At 37.8% G+C, this 18,930-nt stretch carries 22 protein-coding genes; 14 read left to right on the top strand and 8 right to left on the bottom strand.

The genetic code is table 11. The features are described from left to right. Positions 1–30: 30 nt before the first annotated feature. Positions 31–522 (bottom strand): YajQ family cyclic di-GMP-binding protein, encoded by a 492-nt coding sequence (locus tag K9B36_RS04090; protein WP_223700717.1) that lies wholly within the window; start codon positions 520–522, stop codon positions 31–33. A gap of 349 nt (positions 523–871) precedes the next feature. On the opposite strand from K9B36_RS04090, the gene K9B36_RS04085 reads away from it, so the two are divergent. Then, complete coding sequence (locus K9B36_RS04085) at positions 872–1,732, top strand: CvfB family protein (RefSeq protein WP_223700992.1); 861 nt, start codon at positions 872–874, stop codon at positions 1,730–1,732. A gap of 57 nt (positions 1,733–1,789) precedes the next feature. Here the strand turns inward: K9B36_RS04085 and K9B36_RS04080 are convergent, their stop codons facing one another. Further along, on the bottom strand, positions 1,790–1,921 hold the full coding sequence (locus K9B36_RS04080) for a DUF3941 domain-containing protein (RefSeq protein WP_223700716.1): 132 nt from the start codon (positions 1,919–1,921) through the stop codon (positions 1,790–1,792). Positions 1,922–2,011: 90 nt separating this feature from the next. Then, on the bottom strand, positions 2,012–2,875 hold the full coding sequence (locus K9B36_RS04075; RefSeq protein WP_223700715.1) for a DegV family protein: 864 nt from the start codon (positions 2,873–2,875) through the stop codon (positions 2,012–2,014). 194 nt (positions 2,876–3,069) lie between these two features. On the opposite strand from K9B36_RS04075, the gene K9B36_RS04070 reads away from it, so the two are divergent. After that, on the top strand, positions 3,070–3,915 hold the full coding sequence (locus K9B36_RS04070) for a YitT family protein (RefSeq protein ID WP_223700714.1): 846 nt from the start codon (positions 3,070–3,072) through the stop codon (positions 3,913–3,915). Between the two features lie 127 nt (positions 3,916–4,042). Here the strand turns inward: K9B36_RS04070 and K9B36_RS04065 are convergent, their stop codons facing one another. From K9B36_RS04065 to K9B36_RS04055, 3 genes are all read right to left on the bottom strand, one after another. Beyond that, positions 4,043–4,234 (bottom strand): DUF3813 domain-containing protein, encoded by a 192-nt coding sequence (locus K9B36_RS04065; protein WP_223700713.1) that lies wholly within the window; start codon positions 4,232–4,234, stop codon positions 4,043–4,045. Between the two features lie 3 nt (positions 4,235–4,237). Next, positions 4,238–4,390, bottom strand: a complete 153-nt coding sequence (locus K9B36_RS04060) for a hypothetical protein (protein WP_223700712.1) — start codon at positions 4,388–4,390, stop codon at positions 4,238–4,240. A gap of 283 nt (positions 4,391–4,673) precedes the next feature. Further along, positions 4,674–5,480: a Cof-type HAD-IIB family hydrolase gene (locus tag K9B36_RS04055; protein WP_223700711.1), complete on the bottom strand. Its 807-nt coding sequence runs from the start codon at positions 5,478–5,480 to the stop codon at positions 4,674–4,676. 134 nt (positions 5,481–5,614) lie between these two features. Here K9B36_RS04055 and K9B36_RS04050 point away from each other — a divergent pair, with 134 nt between their 5' ends. The 4 genes from K9B36_RS04050 (at position 5,615) to clpB (ending at position 9,884) form a co-directional block, all read left to right on the top strand. Then, positions 5,615–6,406, top strand: a complete 792-nt coding sequence (locus tag K9B36_RS04050; RefSeq protein ID WP_223700710.1) for a prolyl oligopeptidase family serine peptidase — start codon at positions 5,615–5,617, stop codon at positions 6,404–6,406. Positions 6,407–6,485: 79 nt separating this feature from the next. Continuing rightward, entirely contained in the window at positions 6,486–6,797 is a 312-nt protein-coding gene (locus K9B36_RS04045; RefSeq protein WP_223700709.1) for a metal-sulfur cluster assembly factor, read from the top strand. A gap of 159 nt (positions 6,798–6,956) precedes the next feature. Then, on the top strand, positions 6,957–7,136 hold the full coding sequence (locus K9B36_RS04040) for a YjzC family protein (protein ID WP_223700708.1): 180 nt from the start codon (positions 6,957–6,959) through the stop codon (positions 7,134–7,136). Between the two features lie 156 nt (positions 7,137–7,292). After that, positions 7,293–9,884, top strand: a complete 2,592-nt coding sequence (gene clpB, locus K9B36_RS04035) for an ATP-dependent chaperone ClpB (RefSeq protein ID WP_223700707.1) — start codon at positions 7,293–7,295, stop codon at positions 9,882–9,884. 65 nt (positions 9,885–9,949) lie between these two features. Here clpB and K9B36_RS04030 read toward each other — a convergent pair whose 3' ends face one another. Beyond that, positions 9,950–10,132 carry a YjzD family protein gene (locus K9B36_RS04030; protein ID WP_223700706.1) on the bottom strand — a complete coding sequence of 61 codons (183 nt, stop codon included), beginning with the start codon at positions 10,130–10,132 and terminating at the stop codon, positions 9,950–9,952. 193 nt (positions 10,133–10,325) lie between these two features. Here K9B36_RS04030 and K9B36_RS04025 point away from each other — a divergent pair, with 193 nt between their 5' ends. The 5 genes from K9B36_RS04025 (at position 10,326) to K9B36_RS04005 (ending at position 14,521) form a co-directional block, all read left to right on the top strand. Beyond that, the gene (locus K9B36_RS04025) at positions 10,326–10,463 is read left to right on the top strand and encodes a hypothetical protein (protein ID WP_223700705.1); all 138 of its coding nucleotides are present in this window, start codon (positions 10,326–10,328) and stop codon (positions 10,461–10,463) included. A 1,070-nt stretch (positions 10,464–11,533) separates the two neighbouring features. Continuing rightward, on the top strand, positions 11,534–12,271 hold the full coding sequence (locus tag K9B36_RS04020) for an alpha/beta fold hydrolase (RefSeq protein ID WP_223700704.1): 738 nt from the start codon (positions 11,534–11,536) through the stop codon (positions 12,269–12,271). Positions 12,272–12,365: 94 nt separating this feature from the next. Beyond that, complete coding sequence (locus K9B36_RS04015) at positions 12,366–13,148, top strand: hypothetical protein (protein WP_223700703.1); 783 nt, start codon at positions 12,366–12,368, stop codon at positions 13,146–13,148. A 216-nt stretch (positions 13,149–13,364) separates the two neighbouring features. Next, a complete protein-coding gene (locus K9B36_RS04010) occupies positions 13,365–14,315 on the top strand; it encodes a BMP family ABC transporter substrate-binding protein (protein ID WP_223700702.1) in 951 nt (316 codons plus the stop codon). Positions 14,316–14,332: 17 nt separating this feature from the next. Continuing rightward, entirely contained in the window at positions 14,333–14,521 is a 189-nt protein-coding gene (locus K9B36_RS04005) for a ComZ family protein (protein ID WP_060665200.1), read from the top strand. 40 nt (positions 14,522–14,561) lie between these two features. Here the strand turns inward: K9B36_RS04005 and K9B36_RS04000 are convergent, their stop codons facing one another. Next, a complete protein-coding gene (locus tag K9B36_RS04000) occupies positions 14,562–14,810 on the bottom strand; it encodes a hypothetical protein (RefSeq protein ID WP_223700701.1) in 249 nt (82 codons plus the stop codon). Between the two features lie 346 nt (positions 14,811–15,156). On the opposite strand from K9B36_RS04000, the gene K9B36_RS03995 reads away from it, so the two are divergent. From K9B36_RS03995 to K9B36_RS03985, 3 genes are all read left to right on the top strand, one after another. Next, a complete protein-coding gene (locus K9B36_RS03995; protein ID WP_223700700.1) occupies positions 15,157–16,089 on the top strand; it encodes a beta-ketoacyl-ACP synthase III in 933 nt (310 codons plus the stop codon). A 38-nt stretch (positions 16,090–16,127) separates the two neighbouring features. Further along, positions 16,128–17,369, top strand: a complete 1,242-nt coding sequence (gene fabF, locus K9B36_RS03990) for a beta-ketoacyl-ACP synthase II (RefSeq protein ID WP_223700699.1) — start codon at positions 16,128–16,130, stop codon at positions 17,367–17,369. A gap of 585 nt (positions 17,370–17,954) precedes the next feature. After that, positions 17,955–18,737 (top strand): DUF2268 domain-containing protein, encoded by a 783-nt coding sequence (locus tag K9B36_RS03985; RefSeq protein WP_223700698.1) that lies wholly within the window; start codon positions 17,955–17,957, stop codon positions 18,735–18,737. Positions 18,738–18,930 lie beyond the last annotated feature (193 nt).

Genomic DNA, 18,930 nt, shown 5'->3' with positions numbered 1-18,930 from the left:
ATAGATAAGTGCTTGGCATTTTGTATAAGATTAGCGGTAATTTACGAATTGAAGATCTATATCCAAATCAGCGGCTCTTAAGGCAGCGATTACCTGTTGAAGATCATCACGGTTTTTACCTGTAACACGAACTTGGTCATCTTGAATTTGTGTTTTTACTTTTAGTCCTGCATTTTTAATGATTGTATTAATTTTTTTGGTGTTATCTTTATCGATGCCTTGGACAAGTGTTCCACGTTGCCGAACGGCACCTTTTGAGGCTTCTTCGATTTTCCCATACTGGATGTTTTTAGTAGGGACATTTCTTTTTATCAATTTGCTCACTAGTACATCTTTTACTTGGTCTAGCTTAAATTCACTGTCAGAAAGTAGCACTAATTCTTCTTTTTCCAATTTAATATCACTAACCGATCCTTTAAAATCAAAGCGGTTTTGTATTTCTTTTAAGGCAACGTTAATAGCATTTGAAACTTCTGATAAATCAACTTTGGATACAATATCAAAGGAGCTTTCTTTTGCCATTGGTAATCCCTCCACTTATTAGTATAATAGGTAATGCTCAATAAAGTTTTCTAGTATTAATTATAGTAGAAGATACCCTTTTGGACAACAGAATGAAAATTAGGTAAACTTTATGTCAGCCACAAATCTGGAGGAAAGATGCTCTAGAAGAGTTAGTGTGTTTTAATGGAGATAGTAAGAAAAATAAAATAAGAATAAATTATCTTATATAAAGGCTCTGTTAAAGAAAAAATCAGGATAGCTAGAGCTAGGGGCGAGCGAGCGCTGTGCCTTTACATCGTAAATCAACAGCGAAGTTTAACACAGCCTACATAAAAACAACGAATGAAAAGGAATGGTAAAGTTGGCAATGGAAACAGGAAAAGTATTAGAGTTAACCGTGGATAGAGAAACACCGCTTGGATATATGCTTACTGATGGGGAAGATACAATCCTTCTTCATAAAAACGAGGCAACAAGGGATTTAGAGGTAGATGAAAATGTGGAGGTCTTTCTTTACTCTGATAATAAAAGCAGAATTACCGCTACCATGACTGTACCAAAGGGCTTAGATGGTCATGAATGGATGGAAGTAGTAGAAGTTTTACATGGTCTTGGTGTGTTTATTAATATTGGGATTGCTAAGGATGCCTTAATTCCTGCAGAGGACCTGCCAGTTTATGAAGATGTATGGCCGGATGTGGGATCCCTATTATTCTGTCGCATCAAAACTGATCGACGTGGAAAGTTGATAGGTAAACTCGCTTCTCAGGATGTGATGCTTGACCGTTCCGTGAAAGCACCAGATGCTATTCTAAATCAAAATATCCAAGGAACAGTTTACCGACTATTAAAGGTCGGCAGTTATATGATAACAAATGAAGGGTATGTTGGATTTATTCACAACTCCGAGCGAAAAGAAGAACCAAAATTAGGTGAGGTAGTAGAAGGCAGAATCATTGATGTAAAAGAGGATGGTACCATAAATGTTTCTTTATTACCTCGCAAACAAGATGCCATGGACGATGATTCAAAGGTCATATTGGAGTATTTAGAATCAAGAGGCGGAGCTATGCCTTTTAGCGATAAAAGTGCACCAGAAGATATTAAAGAAACCTTCTTTATAAGCAAAGCTGCCTTCAAACGGGCTTTAGGGAGACTTTTAAAGGAAGGATTAATAACACAAAAGGATGGCTGGACTTATATAAAAAAAGAGGAACAAGACTCTTAATAGGACCGAAAAAGTAAAAAGAGCCGTGCTGGATGATTAGCGCGGCACTTCTTATTGTTACAGATGATCGGTTTTTTTGGAATATTGACGTTCGCCTTTTTGTCGATTCTTTTCTCGTTCCATGTTTTTTTCATGAAGTTTGGCGTTATTATCCTTGGCCTTTTTGTCGTTATCACTAGTATGTGGCATGCTCTTACTCCTTTCAAAACCTGATAGGAATAGGATGTCCCAAAATCATCTTACTATGTGTATCGATGGCTGCAATCGGTATACCTACAATTAAGCTTTTTGGTCATTTAGGAAGAAGAGAGCGATAGTTCCAGGGCCAGCATGAGCTCCCACTGCAGAACCAATATTAGTGATGGTAAAATTGCTGCAATCTGATGATTCTTGTATCATTTCTTGAAGGGCGATTGCTGTTTCCAAATCATCCCCATGACTAATACCAACTCTTTGATTAGCGGCAGAAAAACCGTTTCTTTCTTTCATAACTTCCACCATACGCCGCAATACTTTTTTTCGGCCTCGTATTTTTTCTAGTGGAATTAGTTTTCCATCCTCCATATGTAGAAGAGGCTTGATATTTAATAAACCTCCAACAAATGCGGAAGCTTTACTGACGCGACCACCACGTGCCAAATATTCTAGATTATCTACTGTAAATACATGCTCCATGTGTGTAATGTCGTAGCGAATGGCTTCAATTATCTCTTCTTTAGAAGCTCCATTTTCCACTAGTTCCACAGCATGTTTTATCACTAGTCCTAAACCTAGGGAAGCGCATTTTGAATTTATTATCGTTAAATCCAACTCTGGATAATCTTCCAACACCTCATTTTGCATTAAAACAGCTGTTTGGTAGGTTCCCGATAGTTCAGACGAAAAGGCAATGTAAATGGCTGCATCACCATTTTTCGCGAGATTTGTGAAAACCTCTTTCATCTGGCTTGGAGATGCTTGTGATGTTTTGACCACCTGTCCTTCGCGCATCGCCTCATAAACCGAAGTAGAATCGATTGTTACCATATCGTCGTATTCAGTTTCCCCAAATAAAACCTTGAGAGGCAGGAGTTCAATATTCTTCTCTGTAATTAGTTCTTTTGGTAAGTCGCTTGCACTATCCGCAATGATTTTTATTGCCATACTCTCACCTTCTTTACTATACTAAATAAACATAAGATTGGAATTTTCTGTTGAGGAAGATTCCTCCTTTCCTAAGTTTACCTATTAAAAGATAACTCTTCAAGCATAGAATCCAAGAGAATCGTTTGAAATGGGTAAAAAGAGGCAAAATACATAGAATAAGGCAGTAGGCTTGTAGGGAGGTTGTTAAATATATGATAGTGGAACAGCATGTGAAAAAAGTAATAATTGTTTTAATTGGGGCGTTTTTAAACGCAATCGCGATGAATTTCTTTCTCATACCTGCGGATGTGTATGCAAGCGGATTCACCGGTGTATCTCAGTTGATTTTTCGAATTACAGAAGATTATTTGCCGTTTACTTTGACTACGGGATTTACGTTATTAGTATTAAATATACCTGTTACCATCCTGGCATGGAAAAAGGTAGGAAGATCTTTTACTATTTATAGTTTTTTAAGCGTCTTTTTAATGTCTTTTTTTCTAGAAATAGTACCAATTTACAAAGTGAACGATGATATTCTTTTAAATGCCGTTTTTGGAGGAGTTATCGCTGCTGTAGGTGTAGGATTGACTTTAAAGTGGGGGGCTTCCACTGGTGGTTTGGATATTATCGCAATGATTCTTTCTAGAATGAAGGACAAACCTGTTGGAACGTATTTCTTCGCTTTAAATAGCATCATCATTATAACTGCAGGGCTTGTATTTGGATGGGAAAAGGCGTTATATACACTAGTTACTCTCTATGCCTCTACCCGTGTCATAGACGCTATTCATACTCGTCATGAAAAACTAACAGCAATGATTATTACAAAACAAGGAAAGGCTGTTAAAGAAGCGATTCATGCCAAGATGGTACGTGGAATTACTTCTATGCCAGCGCGCGGCGCATTTTCTGGTGAAGATAAAGAGATGCTCATGATGGTGATAACACGGTATGAGTTATATGATTTGGAAAGAATCCTTAAAGAAGCTGATCCAAAAGCCTTTACGAATGTAGTACAAACCACTGGCATTTTCGGCTCTTTTCGGAAAGATTAAGAATCAATTAGTAAGGCTATTTTTACAATGGTTGGAAAAATAGGCGAAATTGAAAAGCAGCGAAGCTCTTTTTAAAGAGCCCGCTGCTTTGTGCTGTTTTGCGCTTAACCTTCACTGAAACTGCATCTTATTCTAATTTTTGCAAACGATCCTGTAGTTCATGTAGCTGGCGTTGTTCAGCTTCTGTTGAATTTGCGTAGGCGGACGATAATGCGTTTTTTGCAACACTTATATCATTTTGTACGGATGAAGAAATTTGGTTACTTTTTTCCGCTTTTATAACTGCTTCGCGAGCGGATTGAAAAAGCTGATTGCCCATAATTTAAAACCCTCCAAGAGAATTTTGTTCCGCCTTTTTGGCTTTACGTTCTTCTGCTTGTTCCATTGTTAAATGGTAAGGGAATTGTTGATCATGTAGCTGCACAGAGTCTTTACCTTGTTGTACAAAACGTTTTGATTTGCTGCTTCTACCCATTATGAAAGCCCCCCTTTTTCATATAGGACAACAACCGTCCACTATATAGTGTAAGACAATTGAGAGAAATTATTAGGGCAAATATTGGGTAGAGCATTCTAAACGAAAGGCTGTGTTAAACGGCGCTGCTGATTTCCTCAAAAATCTTTCCGTTGGATTCTCCACCTTTTGTTCCAATCTTACCTGAAGTAGCGTAATCAACTTCAACAGAGTCAACCAAAAGCAAACACTTGAAACGAAATATGGGAGGAAGGTACACGATAATCTCAAGGGTAGCTGTAGCTTATAATTTCAAATACTTTTCTAAAAATACACCAATACCATCTTCCTCATTGGAAAGGGTAATTTCATTTGCTTTTCCTTTAAGGCCATCAATCGCATTTCCCATCGCAACCCCTATACCTGCATATTCAATCATTTCATAATCATTATCCTCGTCGCCGAATGCAATAATGTTCTGTTGGGAAATGTTATAATGCTCTGCGATTCTTTTCAACCCGACTGCTTTACTCATTCCAGTTCGAACAATTTCTATAACATGCCATGGAGCTGCCCAGCGGCGGTGATCAATGACCTCTGCATGTACTTCTGTTAAATACTTTCTAATCTTTGCAACTTCGTCCTCACTAGCATGGATGAGTATACACGTTGGGTCACTTTTCAGTACTTGGCGCAGATCTCCAGTTTCCATTTTTGGATTACCAAAACTGAAAATATCTAACAGCTTCTCATCATGAAAATGAAAATAAACATCGTCTATCACTTCAGCTAAAATATTATGTATTTGGTACTTTTCACTAACCTCAATAATTTTCTTCACTGTACTGAGATCTAGCGGTTCATGGTAAACTCCCCAATCATCATTGCCCGGAAAATGTACAAAGGCACCATTAAAATTAACTATGGGTGTAGTTAAGCCTAATTCTTCATAATACATGGCGCTAGCACGGTAAGGACGTCCGGTGGCAATGACAACTTCATGCCCCTGTTCTCTAGCCTTTTTCAATGCTTGCTTGTTTCGTTGGGATATTTTTTTGTCGTCTGTTAATAACGTTCCATCCAGATCAATTGCAATCAAATGTTTTTCCAAAGCACCAAGTCTCCTTTAAAATAATTACTTATACCAAGTGTAACCTTTTTTAATTTTAACTGTCTACATGATACACTAGTTAAAAAGCATAAATAAAAGGAAATCAGTCTCAGAAATAATGAAGGAGGAACCAAATGATTAATATTGTTAAAGGAAAAACGGGGGAAGTTTCATTTTTACATATAAGTGAAGAGACATCTTTTCAACAGCCCAAACCTACCGTTATTTTTATACATGGTTTCCAGAGTGCCAAAGAGCACAACTTGCATTATGCTTATTTGTTAGCAGAAAAAGGATTCCGAGTTATTTTACCCGACTGTATACATCATGGAGATCGAGATAATAACCTTAGCTCGGTGGAAATGATGCAAGCGTTTTGGGAAATTGTGATCCAATCGATCAATGAAATAGAAATTGTAAAAGAATATTTAATAGCAGAGGGTCTTTCAGAAATTGATTCAATTGGTGTGGCAGGAACATCCATGGGAGCGATTGTAACATTTGGTGCTTTAAAGAAATATCCTTGGATTAGAGCAGCCGTAAGTTTGATGGGTTGTCCATATTATCAGGAATTTGCTAAATGGCAGATAGAAAAGGTGGCAAAAACGGGAATTGTCCTACCTTTTAATGAAGCAGAGATTGAACTTTTTGTTGGAAGGCTAGCTGGATATGATCTTTCTAATCATCCGGAGAAAATGAATGAAAGACCTTTATTATGCTGGCATGGTTCAAAAGACCAAGAGGTACCAGCAGGTTATGTAATAGAGTTTGTAAATGAAATAAAAGGTTATTATAAAAAGAAACCGGAAAATATAAAGCTTATGATTGATGAACGGGCAGAGCATAAGGTGTCCCGAGAAGGCGTTTCTGCAACGGTACAATGGTTTGCAACTCATTTAAAGAGCAGATTGGTCAGTTCTTTGTAAAGGGATGGTTTTTATTAAAAGTGATTGTAATCGTCTTAAAAGTAGCAAAAAAGCAATAAAAATTAAAGGAGAGATTAAAATGGAAGAAGCATTAAAAAGCAAGATAATGGAATACTTATCCGAAGTAGAAGACCCTGAACTAGGTGTAGATATTGTTAACTTAGGGCTAGTATACGATGTAGAAATGGAAGAAAACAATGATGTGCTAGTAACCATGACATTAACTTCCATTGGTTGTCCACTTGCAGGCGAAATTGTCGATGATGTTAAGAAAAAGTTATCACCGATCGAAGAAGTGAACGAAGTTAATGTTAACATCACATTTAATCCGCCATGGGGCAAAGAAAGAATGTCAAGACTTGCCAAAATCGCATTAAATGTAACAGACTGACCACCAACACACATACCAACTTGGCTTTTATATTCAGAATTAAAACCATTACATCAAAAAGAGGCTGATTGGGCAGAATAGAGAAAGAGATTAACTGTCTCAAGAAAACTCCAGTACCTACAGTGTTGACAAGAAGTTCTTTTAATAGGAGGTAATCGCGTGGGCCAAAATCAGCAATTTAAACCTGGGCAAAAAGCTCCAAACAATGGAATCTACTTGGAAATAGGTGAAACAGGAAGTATGGTGAAGAACCCAAAAAGGTTAGACATGAAAGCAGGAGACACTTTTCCTGAAACTTCTAACCATAATCGTTTATGGGCAAAAAAACGTAGACCTTAAGTTAGGAAGCAATTTCAGATTGTAACATGCATGATTTTTAAATGCTAAGTCTTGCTTTAAGTAGCTAACGTCATCCTAGTTGATAGGATGACGTTTTTTGGATTATAATAATTACATAGGTCAGAAATGGTCAAACTTTTATCAGGGGGTGTTTGAATGAACGTTAATAACATGACTACCAAATTGCAGGAAGCCCTTGTAAAATCGAAAAACATAGCGGAAAAATTTCATCACCAGCAAATAGAGGCGGAACACCTTATGCTTGCAATAGTGGATCAATCAGACGGTTTAGGCAGAAGAATTTTTGAAAAAATAAATCTTGATATAAATAGCCTCGTAACTGAACTAAACATACTACTGAAAAGAAAAGCAGAAATTAGTGGAAAGGTAGATGTTTTTGTCGGCAGCCAGCTTCAAAAAGTGTTCAATGAGGCAGAAATTTGGAAACAAGAGTGGGAGGATGATTTTTTATCCATTGAACATGTTCTACTGGCCCTACTCCAATCTTCCTCAGCTACTCAAGAGTGGAAAGAACTTTTTAGGAAATTATCATTTTCAGACGCACAGCTTAAAGAAGCTATTTTAGAAATTAGGGGGAATCAAAAGGTGACAAACCAGGAACCGGAAAATACGTATGAAGTATTAAAGAAATACGGTAGGGATTTGGTTGAAGAGGTTAAAACTGGGAAAGTAGATCCTGTTATCGGAAGGGACCAAGAGATAAGAAGAGTAATTCGGATTCTCTCAAGAAAAACGAAAAATAATCCCGTTTTAATAGGTGAGCCTGGGGTCGGAAAAACAGCCATTGTCGAGGGTCTTGCGCAGCGAATTGTAAAAAAAGATGTACCAGAAGGGTTAAAAGATAAAACGATTTTTTCTTTAGATTTAAGCTCGCTAATTGCTGGGGCAAAATTTCGAGGAGAATTTGAAGAAAGATTAAAGGCTGTCCTGCAGGAAATAAAAAAGAGTGAAGGCAGAATTTTATTATTTATTGATGAATTACACACCATTGTAGGTGCTGGCAAAACTGATGGAGCAATGGATGCTGGGAATATGCTGAAACCAATGCTTGCCCGTGGGGAATTACATTGCATAGGTGCCACAACTTTGAATGAACATCGTCAGTATATCGAGAAAGACCCAGCCCTTGAACGCCGTTTTCAACAGGTAATGGTAGAAGAGCCTACTGTCGAAGATACCATCTCAATTTTACGTGGCTTAAAGGAACGATTCGAAATTCACCACGGAGTAAATATTCATGACCGGGCAATCGTATCGTCGGCTGTTCTTTCTGACAGATATATTTCAGAACGATTTTTGCCTGATAAAGCCATAGACCTCGTAGATGAAGCATGTGCGATGATTCGTACTGAGATTGATTCAATGCCATCCGAATTAGATGAAGTTACTAGAAAAATAATGCAATTAGAAATTGAAGAAGCAGCGTTAAAAAAGGAAAAAGATCAAGCAAGTTTGGATCGCTTAGAGCTTCTGCAGAAAGAGTTAGCGGATTTAAAGGAACATTATTCTGGGATGAAGGTACAATGGCAGCTCGAAAAAGATTCCATCCAATACGTTAGGGAAAAACGTGAAGAACTTGAGACAGCTAAAAGAGACTTAGAAGCAGCGGAAGGTAACTATGATCTAAATAAGGCAGCGGAACTTCGTCATGGAAAGATTCCAGCAATAGAAAAAGAGCTATCGGAGCTTGAGGAGCAAGCAAAGCGAGAGAACACATCTAACAGACTTTTAAGAGAAGAAGTAACAGATGAAGAAATAGCAGGAATTGTAGCAAAATGGACGGGTATCCCAGTCACTAAGCTTGTAGAAGGAGAAAGAGAAAAGCTCCTTAAACTAGAATCTATTTTACACAAACGAGTAGTAGGGCAGGAAGAAGCCGTTCAGTTAGTATCAGAAGCTGTGATTCGCGCGAGGGCAGGAATTAAAGATCCTAATCGTCCAATAGGGTCCTTTATTTTCTTAGGACCGACTGGGGTGGGAAAAACAGAGCTTGCAAAAGCGCTTGCACATTCTTTATTCGATAACGAAGACCAAATCATACGTTTGGATATGTCCGAATACATGGAAAAGCATTCTATCTCCAGATTAATTGGAGCACCTCCTGGTTATGTTGGATATGATGAGGGTGGTCAGTTAACAGAAGCAGTAAGAAGAAAGCCGTATTCGGTTGTCTTATTGGATGAAATAGAAAAGGCACATCCGGATGTTTTTAACCTGTTACTTCAGTTGCTTGATGAAGGTAGAGTAACGGATTCTCAAGGGAAAACCGTGGATTTTAAAAATACCGTAATCATCATGACATCGAATCTGGGATCACACTACTTATTAGAGTCCTCAACAGAGGAGCTTTCAGAAGAGACTAAAGACAAGGTAATTCAATTATTAAAAGGACATTTTAGACCAGAACTATTGAACCGTATTGATGACACCGTCATTTTTTCTCCGTTGACAAAAACCAATATTGGAATGATTGTGGAAAAGTTATTAGGAGAACTTCAAAAAAGATTGGCAGATAAGCATTTAACGTTAAATATTACAGAAGAAGCAAAGAAGCATATCGTTGAAAGCGCCTTTGATCCGGTTTATGGAGCAAGGCCGTTAAAAAGGTATATCCAAAAACATGTCGAGACCTTAATTGCGAAAGAGATTATTAAAGGGACAATCTGTGATTTTCAAAAAATAATTATTGATTTAAAAGCAGGAAAATTAGACCTAGTGACTAATTAATTAATGGGGAAAGAAAAAGAACTTGTCCAATGAACAAGTTCTTTTCTGTATAAAATATTCTACGATTAGTGTTTCTCTACTGGTTCGTTTGGCAACGCTTTCCCTACTAGCATAACTACAATAGCAAAGACTACAGCAACTGCTGAAGACAAAAGGTAGTTGTATGTATCACCTTGCATGTTAGCGACAACATAAGAAACCATGTTTATTAGAAGAAGTGACCAGAAAATAGTCCAAAATGCACGCATCTTGACTTCCCCTCCATTCTTTTGATATGAAGTTTAAAGTTTAGTGATTTATTGTGATAGGCTTTGACGATTCATCCGTTTTCTAAGCGGAGAAGGACAATCGCTTATCTATACAGAGGATATTTTACCACAAGTAGCGCATATAATAAATGTAAAATTATTATAATTGTCCATAAAAGGAGATGTTAAATTGATGAGCAGTGAGGATAAGAGCCAGGAGAGGGTAATCCAGGAGCTGGAGATGCTGCAAGCTCAAGAGGAGAGTAATTTAACAGAGCTTGGGGTGGAAACGTTAAATCGTTTGAGGCAGGAGCTACCTGAAAATAGTTAGTTTTCGGTTAAACACCATGTTCCTTTTCGTTTCACAGGGGGGAGCACTTTATAGCTGTTGACTTTATTTTTAGGTTTTGGAAGTTTTCACTTGAAACTTCCCTGAAAATAGATAAGGTTTCGGATAACACCCTGTTCCTTTTCGTGCAGGTGATCGCTTTCCGCGGGGCGGTGCGGGAGCCTCTTCGGCTGCGCCTGTGGGGTCTCCCGTCTACCGCTATCGCCCGCCGGAGTCGATCACCTTCCACACCAATCCACAGGGTGGAATACTTTATAGTTGAGGGCTTTATTTGCAGGCTTAATCGAAGTTTTCACTTAAAAGGCTAACCAGTAGGGTTGCGAGAAAACTCCCTGTTCCTTTTCGTTGCAGGTGATCGCTTTCCGCGGGGCGGTGCGGGAGCCTCCTCGGCTGTGCCTGTGGGGTCTCCCGTCTACCGCTATCGCCCGCAGGAGTCGATCACCTTCCACTCCAATCCACAGGGGGGAGGACTTTGTAGTTGAGGGTTTTATTATCAGCCTTAAGGAAGTTTTCACTTGATTCTATAATGAAATAGATAAGGTTCCGTTAAACTCCCTGTTGTAATTCATTTTAGATGTTCGGCTATCAAATGTATTTGACGCTACTATAATATAATTGTTCAATGGAATCCCTAAATATCCGATTGCTTTAAAGAGTACTCCTATGATTCTCGTTACCCCTAGCAGTTGTTCGGAACGAAAGGCGGAGACTCCAGCGGGAGGTAGTGCTTAGGGAAGACCCCGCAGGCGCTAGCCGAGGAGGCTTCCCAAGCGCCCCGCGGACGCGGAGCCTTGCGTGGAGATCAACAGCGGTGTTTAATGGTATCCCAAAATACCCGATTTCTTTAAAAAGTACCCCTTTGATACTCGTTGCCTCTAGCTGTTGTTCGGAAAGATGGCTGAAACTCTTGCAAGAGATAGTGCATAGGAAAGACAACATTAAACTTTAGGCTGATTCTCATGGAATTTCAGTCTTTTGCCTTTAGCAGCTAGAAGGTGGTTTACATAGCATAGTACTATACAAGTATGTAACTGAAGGCGAGGTGAGTAGAAATGGATGTTAGTGTACGCTTTTTTCAAATGGGCGGAGAATGGAATGCAGTGCATGTACCTGAAAAGCCCAATGGATTTGGGGTTTTGATAATAGGAGATACCAATCATTTTGTTGATGAGTTTAATAGTCTATGGATTCAGCATATAGGAAGGAATCGTATCATCAATGAAATAGTTGAAGCAGGTTATACCGTATTCTACTCTAATCTTTTCGGAGCCCATTGGGGGAGTACCAGATCTGTAAACCAGGCGAGGCAACTTTATCATTATATACAAAAACAAGAAATTCTGAATGAAAAGATTCATATTTTAGCAGAAGGAATGGGAGCGCTCACTGCCCTTCAATTAGCTGATATGATGCCAGGAAACATTCGCTCCATAGCCCTTATTAATCCTTGCATTAATTTACAAGTACAAATGAACCATGAAAAGGATAGAAAGTTTTTCTACAAAAAATTAAAAAAAGAATTGGCTAATGCATATAACATTTCTATAGACCAGATTGATGATTATCGAGATTTCCCTGCTCTTAAAAATTTCCAAAGCGACAAACCAGTTAAAATATGGCAAACGACTACCAACAATACTTTTGACCCTAACCTACATTGCAAAGCATATGAAGAATATAGACGAAAAATGGGAGTTCCTATCATCGTTACTTACCATTTAATTGAAAAAAGATACGCCTATGCAAGCTCAATTTGTCAATTTTTTAGAAAATATGAACAGTATTTATAGCTAGTCTCTATCAGGATGTACATATGATAGGGACTATATTTATTTTTGTATGCATACGATACAATATCTAAACAAATGGTTGGAGTGAAGTAGTATGAAAAATGCTTTAGTGATAGGTGCAACTAACTTTATTGGTTTTTCACTTTGTCAGAAACTGATTAGCATGGAAGTAGAGGTCTTCGGCTTAGAATTTAGTGAAAAGGAAAACGATCAAGCGGAAAAAAAGCTAATGGAAATTGGACGGAATGCCTATTTTAACTATTTTAATCTTGATAGCTTAGAGCGTGGTATAGAGTTGAAAGATAGGTCTTTTGAAATTGCTTACTTTTGTTTTGAAAGTGAGGAAAGTTTAGAGAGAAATGCTATGGAGAGGCTAAAACCGCTACTTGATAAGACACAAAAGATTCTTCTAGTTTCTCCCATAGCCAACAACCTCGATGTAGCTGAATTCCAAGACATAACCAATCACTCAAATATATTTTCTGTGTATCATCCATCCGCTTATGGCCCTTGGCAGCCGGAAAGTGAGACAATACAGCAGAGAATAATCGAACTATTAAATAATAATCAATTAGAAAAAAGAGAGATATTAAATGATGATATTCTATATGTAGAAGATCTTGTAGAAGCAATTTTTACAATAAGCGAGAACACTCAAGTTAGTACTTCTGTTACATTAGTAAATAGAGATAAAGGTACACTAGCGGAAATTGCTGCAGAATTAGAACTAAAGATAAAAGATAAAGAATTTCCCAAAAAACTTAAGAAAGAAGAGGAAACAAGAAATGTTTATTATGTATCTTCTTCTATAAGTGTAAAAAAAGCTTTAGCAAAGCAAAGAAATACGACAGAGGAAAGTTTAAAGTTAGATTTTTGATTATCTGCATTGTAAAAGGCTTTCTTAGCATTGATTGTTGCTTTTTCACATATTTTTTACAGGCTTATAGAAACAATCTTTAAGAAAAGAGCCTTGTAAAAACATTAACATAAAAATTTAACTTTTCCTTTTACATGTCGACATGTACAATATAAGAGTACTTATATATATGAAAGAATGGGAATTTTTTCCGAGAAACTAAGGTGGTGTTTCATCATGAAAAAACCAATTGGATTACTACTTCTCTTTATTCTCTTATTATCTGCTTGTGGACAACCCAGTCCGGAAAACGAGCTTCAAAAAGTAGGGATGCTGGTTCCTGATTCTATTAGTGACCAGGTATGGGGTACAAAAGGATATAAGGGACTTTTGCGGATACAATCACAATATGAAGTTGATGTCTTTTACCAAGAAGAAATTGTGAGTGAGGAAGCTATAAAGAGGGCTGTAAAAGATTTCGACGAAGAAGGAATCAATCTCATATTCGGCCATGGCAGTGAATATGCACAAGTGTTTAACCGTATAGCAGAAGACTACCCGGATATACATTTTGTATGTTTTAATTCAGACGTCCATGGGAATAATGTTACAAGTTTAAATTTCAAAGCAAATGCGATGGGCTTTTTTGGCGGTATGGTTGCAGCAAAAATGACAGAAACAAATAATATTGGAGTTATCGCTGCTTTTGAATGGCAACCAGAAGTAGATGGTTTTTTTGAAGGGACACTATATGAAAATCCTGATGCCAATATTTACATAGAATACACACATGATTGGAATGATCCAGAAATTGCAGGGTCCATGTTAGAAGGAATGTTGGCTAAAGGTGTAGATGTTGTCTATCCTGCTGGAGATGGGTTTAATATACCTATAATTAACACACTGAAAGATCGAGGACTTTATGCCATCGGTTTTGTATCAGACCAATCAGATTTAGGTGAATACACCGTATTAACAAGTACTGTGCAGCATGTTCCGGAATTATATGAACTTGTAGCTAAACGCTTTCTAGCAGGTGAATTAGAGTCCGGAAATTTATATTTTGATTTTGAAGATGAAGTAATTTCCTTAGGTAAGTTTAGCCCTTTGGTAAGTAAAGAATACCAGCAAGAAATAGCGGAACACATTCATAGATATAAAGAGTCGGGACTTTTACCAAATCAATAAGAAAGGAGGAAAGTTAAATGGAACAGGACAGAACGATGCAGTACATGGCTATTGCGATGAAATATTTACCAGAGGCAAAGCAAATGCTTGATGAAACAGGGTTGGAACTTGAACCCCAACACATCCAACCACTCGTTTCCTTGCTTACAAAAGTAATGGACGAGGCGTACGAGCTGGGAAAGCAAAATGCTTTGGATATTGAATAGGATTTTAAGGCAAGGGACTGAACTATATCAGTCCCTTTTCTTATTTTTTCTTAAAGAAATCGATAATAGGTGAAAATTCTTTTAACATCGGTTTTAATTTATTTACTGATTCCATAATAGAATCAACCTGCTCCATTAGAGCATAATACTCTTCCCCGCGATTTTTTAATAAAGGTTCTTCCTTTTTCGTTTCTTTAGCCTCTCTTTGAACTTGCTGCCCAAACATTAGACGTGTAAAAGGGTCGGTTTCTTTTTCTTCTTCTTTAATTTTGGTTTGTTCTTCGCTCATATTAACTCACCTCACATATTACTAGGTATCACACTATCCTATGCAAGCTACAAAAAATGTGGATAGGCAATTGACTTATAAACAGGTGTGTAAGTAATAAAGAGTATGAATATATATTGTCAATAACAAAAAAATGCTGTAAAATTAGTACCAAGTCATAATAATTGATAATAAAAGCTTTTCCGTAAAAAGGTTGTTTAAGTCCGTAAAGGTTTGGCATTAGGATATTTGTCTTAACTTTTGAAAAGAGCACAATAGCAAAGATTTTTACGGGATGTTACAACTTACGCAGGAGCTACTAATATGCGGAAATAGCTATAATAAAAGAGAGTTAGGTGTTATATCAATGAATGCAGGGATTGTAGGAATTGGAAGATATGTACCTGAAAAGGTACTAACAAATGCCGATCTGGAAAAAATGGTTGATACAACAGACGAATGGATTCGTACACGAACTGGAATAGAAGAAAGAAGAATAGCAAGTGATGATATAGATACTTCAGATATGGCATTCTATGCTGCTGAAAAAGCATTAACCAATGCAGGTGTTTTAGCAGAAGAACTTGATATGATTATAGTGGCCACAGTTACTCCGGATAACCCCTTTCCATCTGTTGCTTGTCTCATTCAAGAACGTTTGGGAGCAAAAAAGGCAAACGCATTTGATATAAGTGCTGCTTGCGCAGGGTTCATGTATGCAACCATCACAGCCAAACAATTTGTAGAGGCAGGGACATACAAAAATGTACTAGTAGTAGGTGTTGAAAAACTCTCAAAAATCACGGATTGGCAGGATCGGAATACAGCAGTGTTGTTTGGTGATGGAGCAGGTGCTGCAGTTATTGGCCCAGTGTCTGAAGGGCGCGGTATCCTATCCTTTGAGCTTGGGGCAGATGGGACGGGAGCTAAGCATCTTTATCAGGATGAAAACATCATTATGAATGGACGAGAAGTATTTAAATTCGCAGTAAGACAAATGGGTGAATCAGCTGTCAATGTATTAGAGAAGGCAGGATTAACAAAAGAAGATGTCGATTATTTAATTCCCCATCAAGCAAACATTCGAATCATGGAAGCGGCTAGAGAACGATTAGGGTTACCCGAAGAAAAAATGTCCATTACCATTAACAAATACGGTAACACATCCGCAGCTTCCATCCCTATATCCCTTGTGGAGGAATTAGAAAACGGGAAAATAAAAGAAGGTGATCTCATCGTTATGGTAGGATTTGGTGGAGGATTAACCTGGGGTGCGATTGCCCTTAGATGGGGAAGATAACATAATCTGATACAACGTTGGAAGGAGTATACATTAAAATGCAAAAGAGAAGAGTAGTAGTTACAGGTCTTGGTGCCATGACACCAATTGGTAAAAACGTAAATGAGGCTTGGGAGAACGCAATTAATGGCGTATCCGGCATTGGCCCCTTAACGAGAGTGGATAGTAGTTTGTTTCCTGCCAAGGTAGCAGCAGAAATCAAGGATTTCCATCCTGAAGATTATATGGACAAAAAAGAAGCAAGAAGAATGGACCGTTTTACACAATATTCCATTGCTGCTTCTTTAATGGCTGTAAAGGATGCGAATTTAACTATCACAGATGAAATCGCACCAAGGGTTGGAGTATGGGTAGGTTCAGGTATCGGTGGAATGGAGACGTTTGAACAACAATATAAAACCTTTTTGGAAAAAGGTCCACGTCGTGTTAGTCCATTCTTTGTACCGATGATGATACCTGATATGGCTACAGGACAGATTTCCATCGCACTTGGAGCAAAAGGGGTAAACTCTTGTACGGTGACAGCATGTGCAACAGGAACGAACTCGATTGGAGACGCTTTTAAAGTCATTCAACGTGGAGATGCAGATGTAATGATATCAGGAGGTACAGAAGCACCATTAACAGATATGGCGTTTGCCGGTTTCAGTTCAGCCAAGGCACTATCCTCCAATCCAGACCCTAAAACAGCAAGCAGACCGTTTGACTTAAATAGAGATGGTTTTGTTATGGGAGAAGGAGCTGGGATCCTAGTGCTAGAAGACTTAGAGCACGCATTAGCGCGTGGAGCACATATCTATGCTGAAATTGTAGGCTATGGCGCGACAGGAGATGCCCATCACATTACTGCACCTGCTCCAGGAGGAGAAGGCGGAGTTCGTGCGATGAGAATGGCAATAAAAGACGCGGGCCTTCAACCGAATGATATTGATTATATCAACGCTCACGGTACAAGTACTGAGTATAACGACAAATACGAAACCATCGCTATTAAAGAGGTGATGGGGGAGCACGCTGGAAAAGTAGCAGTAAGCTCTACAAAGTCCATGACTGGTCATCTCTTAGGAGCTGCAGGCGGTGTGGAAGCTATATTTACAATCAAGGCAATTGAGAACTCCATTCTTCCACCTACAATCAATTTGGAGACTCCTGATCCAGAATGTGATCTTGATTATGTTCCAAATAAAGCTCGCAAACAAGAAGTAAAAGCAGCGATGAGTAATTCATTAGGTTTTGGTGGACATAATGCGACGATTGTTTTTAAAAGGTATGAGCAATAATATACGGATACACCAAATTACGGATACACCAAACTTTCAATGGGAAGTTTGGTGTATTTTTTTTGAGGGGAGAGATGAAAAGGTAGGGGTACCGGTTAAACTCCCTGCGGATATCTTTTTCAGGTGTTCGCTTATCCATGGGCGGTGGTGCGGGGCCTCCTCTAGCCAGAAATTCGAGTTCTTCAAGTTTCATGCACAAATCCTTTGAAATGGTGCATAAAAAAGAGATAGCGTGCGAAAAGCGAGAGAAGTGTTACGAAAAAACTGAATACCGTGCGCAAACTCCGAGAAGTGGTACGAAAAGCTCAAAATGCGATTAAGGGGAAGCTGGTGGAGTTTGCAAAAAAGCGGAAGAACGTGCTGAAAGTCCGAAAAGTAGTACATAAATTCACAAAGCGGGCTAAGCCTTGGGTGGAAATCAACAGCGTGAGTTAACCCTAATGTATTTTATGTTGACCATACCCACACTCTTATTAGTATGGATTGCTCATAATAGGTCCTCAGTTTAATAGATCCTCTTTCAATCACACCAAATCCGACCACCCATCATACAATGGCAAAAAGTGAAGAAAAGGGCTGTATATAATGACTATAATTCATACGGATCGATGGTTGGAGGAGGATTACCATCAACCCTTGAACATTTCTAAAAAACTGCTTAAATATTTTGAAGACGTTACAGAGCGTGAGTTGTATGATTACTTAATCATGCATGGAATGTATCGTCCTGTTCATAATGGCAAAGAAACCGTCAATAAACTAATTGAACTCGACTGCTGGAATATTGTTTTAAAAGAATGGAGAAGATTAAGGAAGGTTTGGAATGGACCAGATATTCCAATTTTTATTTTCCCTTCTGATGATCAAAATCCTCAAATAAGAAGAGACTTTAAAGGCAAATCAGGGGTGGCATTTAAAGATAAACTCTTTTTATTTTTACCGATTGATATAGATATAAATGAGCTAAGAGCGCTTTTCACACATGAATATAATCATATCTGTGTGCTATCTAACAATCGAAAACAAGATGATCATTATACATTAATTGAATCAGTGATTATTGAAGGCCTGGCAGAAAGTGCAGTGAAATATCAGCTTGGAGATAAATATACAGCAAATTGGACCAGTTATTATTCAGATAGAGAGTTAGCTACCTATTTAGAAAGATATATTTTACCAAATAAAGATTTGAAGAAAAATGAGCGAAATCATATGAAGATTTTATATGGCAAAGGATTTTATCCGAAAATGGTCGGCTATTGTGTTGGTTACTATCTTATCCAAAACTTACTAAGTGAGGAGAGTTTAAAATATCCCGATTTGATGAACCAGAATTTATTAGATATAAGAATGCTATTAAAAGTATAATTCTTTGAGGAATACTAGCTAAATAACAAAAAAAACAAAAAAATTAGAAAACTAGCAAAAAAAGCTAGTTTTTTTCTTTTTTATTGTATATAATCAGTTTTTGTAGAAGATTGTTGCAAGTGCTAATAAAAAAAAAATTTAGTTAATTTATAAAATTAACTTGATTCTGTAACGAAACTGTAATAATATACAA

Origin of the sequence: Sutcliffiella deserti (genome assembly GCF_020037475.1) — a bacterium.
Classification (GTDB): domain Bacteria; phylum Bacillota; class Bacilli; order Bacillales; family Bacillaceae_I; genus Sutcliffiella_A; species Sutcliffiella_A deserti.
Note: the sequence above shows the minus strand (reverse complement) of the source record. Positions and strands in the feature narration are given on the sequence as shown.

Coding starts and splice junctions, on each gene's coding strand:
- K9B36_RS04090 (WP_223700717.1), bottom strand. CDS start 522: ATGGCAAAAGAAAGCTCCTTTGATATTGTATCCAAAGTTGATTTATCA.
- K9B36_RS04005 (WP_060665200.1), top strand. CDS start 14,333: ATGGAACAGGACAGAACGATGCAGTACATGGCTATTGCGATGAAATAT.
- K9B36_RS04015 (WP_223700703.1), top strand. CDS start 12,366: ATGAAAAATGCTTTAGTGATAGGTGCAACTAACTTTATTGGTTTTTCA.
- K9B36_RS04000 (WP_223700701.1), bottom strand. CDS start 14,810: ATGAGCGAAGAACAAACCAAAATTAAAGAAGAAGAAAAAGAAACCGAC.
- K9B36_RS04010 (WP_223700702.1), top strand. CDS start 13,365: ATGAAAAAACCAATTGGATTACTACTTCTCTTTATTCTCTTATTATCT.
- K9B36_RS04020 (WP_223700704.1), top strand. CDS start 11,534: ATGGATGTTAGTGTACGCTTTTTTCAAATGGGCGGAGAATGGAATGCA.
- K9B36_RS04065 (WP_223700713.1), bottom strand. CDS start 4,234: ATGGGCAATCAGCTTTTTCAATCCGCTCGCGAAGCAGTTATAAAAGCG.
- K9B36_RS04025 (WP_223700705.1), top strand. CDS start 10,326: ATGAGCAGTGAGGATAAGAGCCAGGAGAGGGTAATCCAGGAGCTGGAG.
- K9B36_RS04085 (WP_223700992.1), top strand. CDS start 872: ATGGAAACAGGAAAAGTATTAGAGTTAACCGTGGATAGAGAAACACCG.
- K9B36_RS04050 (WP_223700710.1), top strand. CDS start 5,615: ATGATTAATATTGTTAAAGGAAAAACGGGGGAAGTTTCATTTTTACAT.
- K9B36_RS04060 (WP_223700712.1), bottom strand. CDS start 4,390: ATGGGTAGAAGCAGCAAATCAAAACGTTTTGTACAACAAGGTAAAGAC.
- K9B36_RS04080 (WP_223700716.1), bottom strand. CDS start 1,921: ATGCCACATACTAGTGATAACGACAAAAAGGCCAAGGATAATAACGCC.
- K9B36_RS03995 (WP_223700700.1), top strand. CDS start 15,157: ATGAATGCAGGGATTGTAGGAATTGGAAGATATGTACCTGAAAAGGTA.
- K9B36_RS03985 (WP_223700698.1), top strand. CDS start 17,955: ATGACTATAATTCATACGGATCGATGGTTGGAGGAGGATTACCATCAA.
- K9B36_RS04070 (WP_223700714.1), top strand. CDS start 3,070: ATGATAGTGGAACAGCATGTGAAAAAAGTAATAATTGTTTTAATTGGG.
- K9B36_RS04045 (WP_223700709.1), top strand. CDS start 6,486: ATGGAAGAAGCATTAAAAAGCAAGATAATGGAATACTTATCCGAAGTA.
- K9B36_RS04075 (WP_223700715.1), bottom strand. CDS start 2,875: ATGGCAATAAAAATCATTGCGGATAGTGCAAGCGACTTACCAAAAGAA.
- clpB (WP_223700707.1), top strand. CDS start 7,293: ATGAACGTTAATAACATGACTACCAAATTGCAGGAAGCCCTTGTAAAA.
- K9B36_RS04030 (WP_223700706.1), bottom strand. CDS start 10,132: ATGCGTGCATTTTGGACTATTTTCTGGTCACTTCTTCTAATAAACATG.
- fabF (WP_223700699.1), top strand. CDS start 16,128: ATGCAAAAGAGAAGAGTAGTAGTTACAGGTCTTGGTGCCATGACACCA.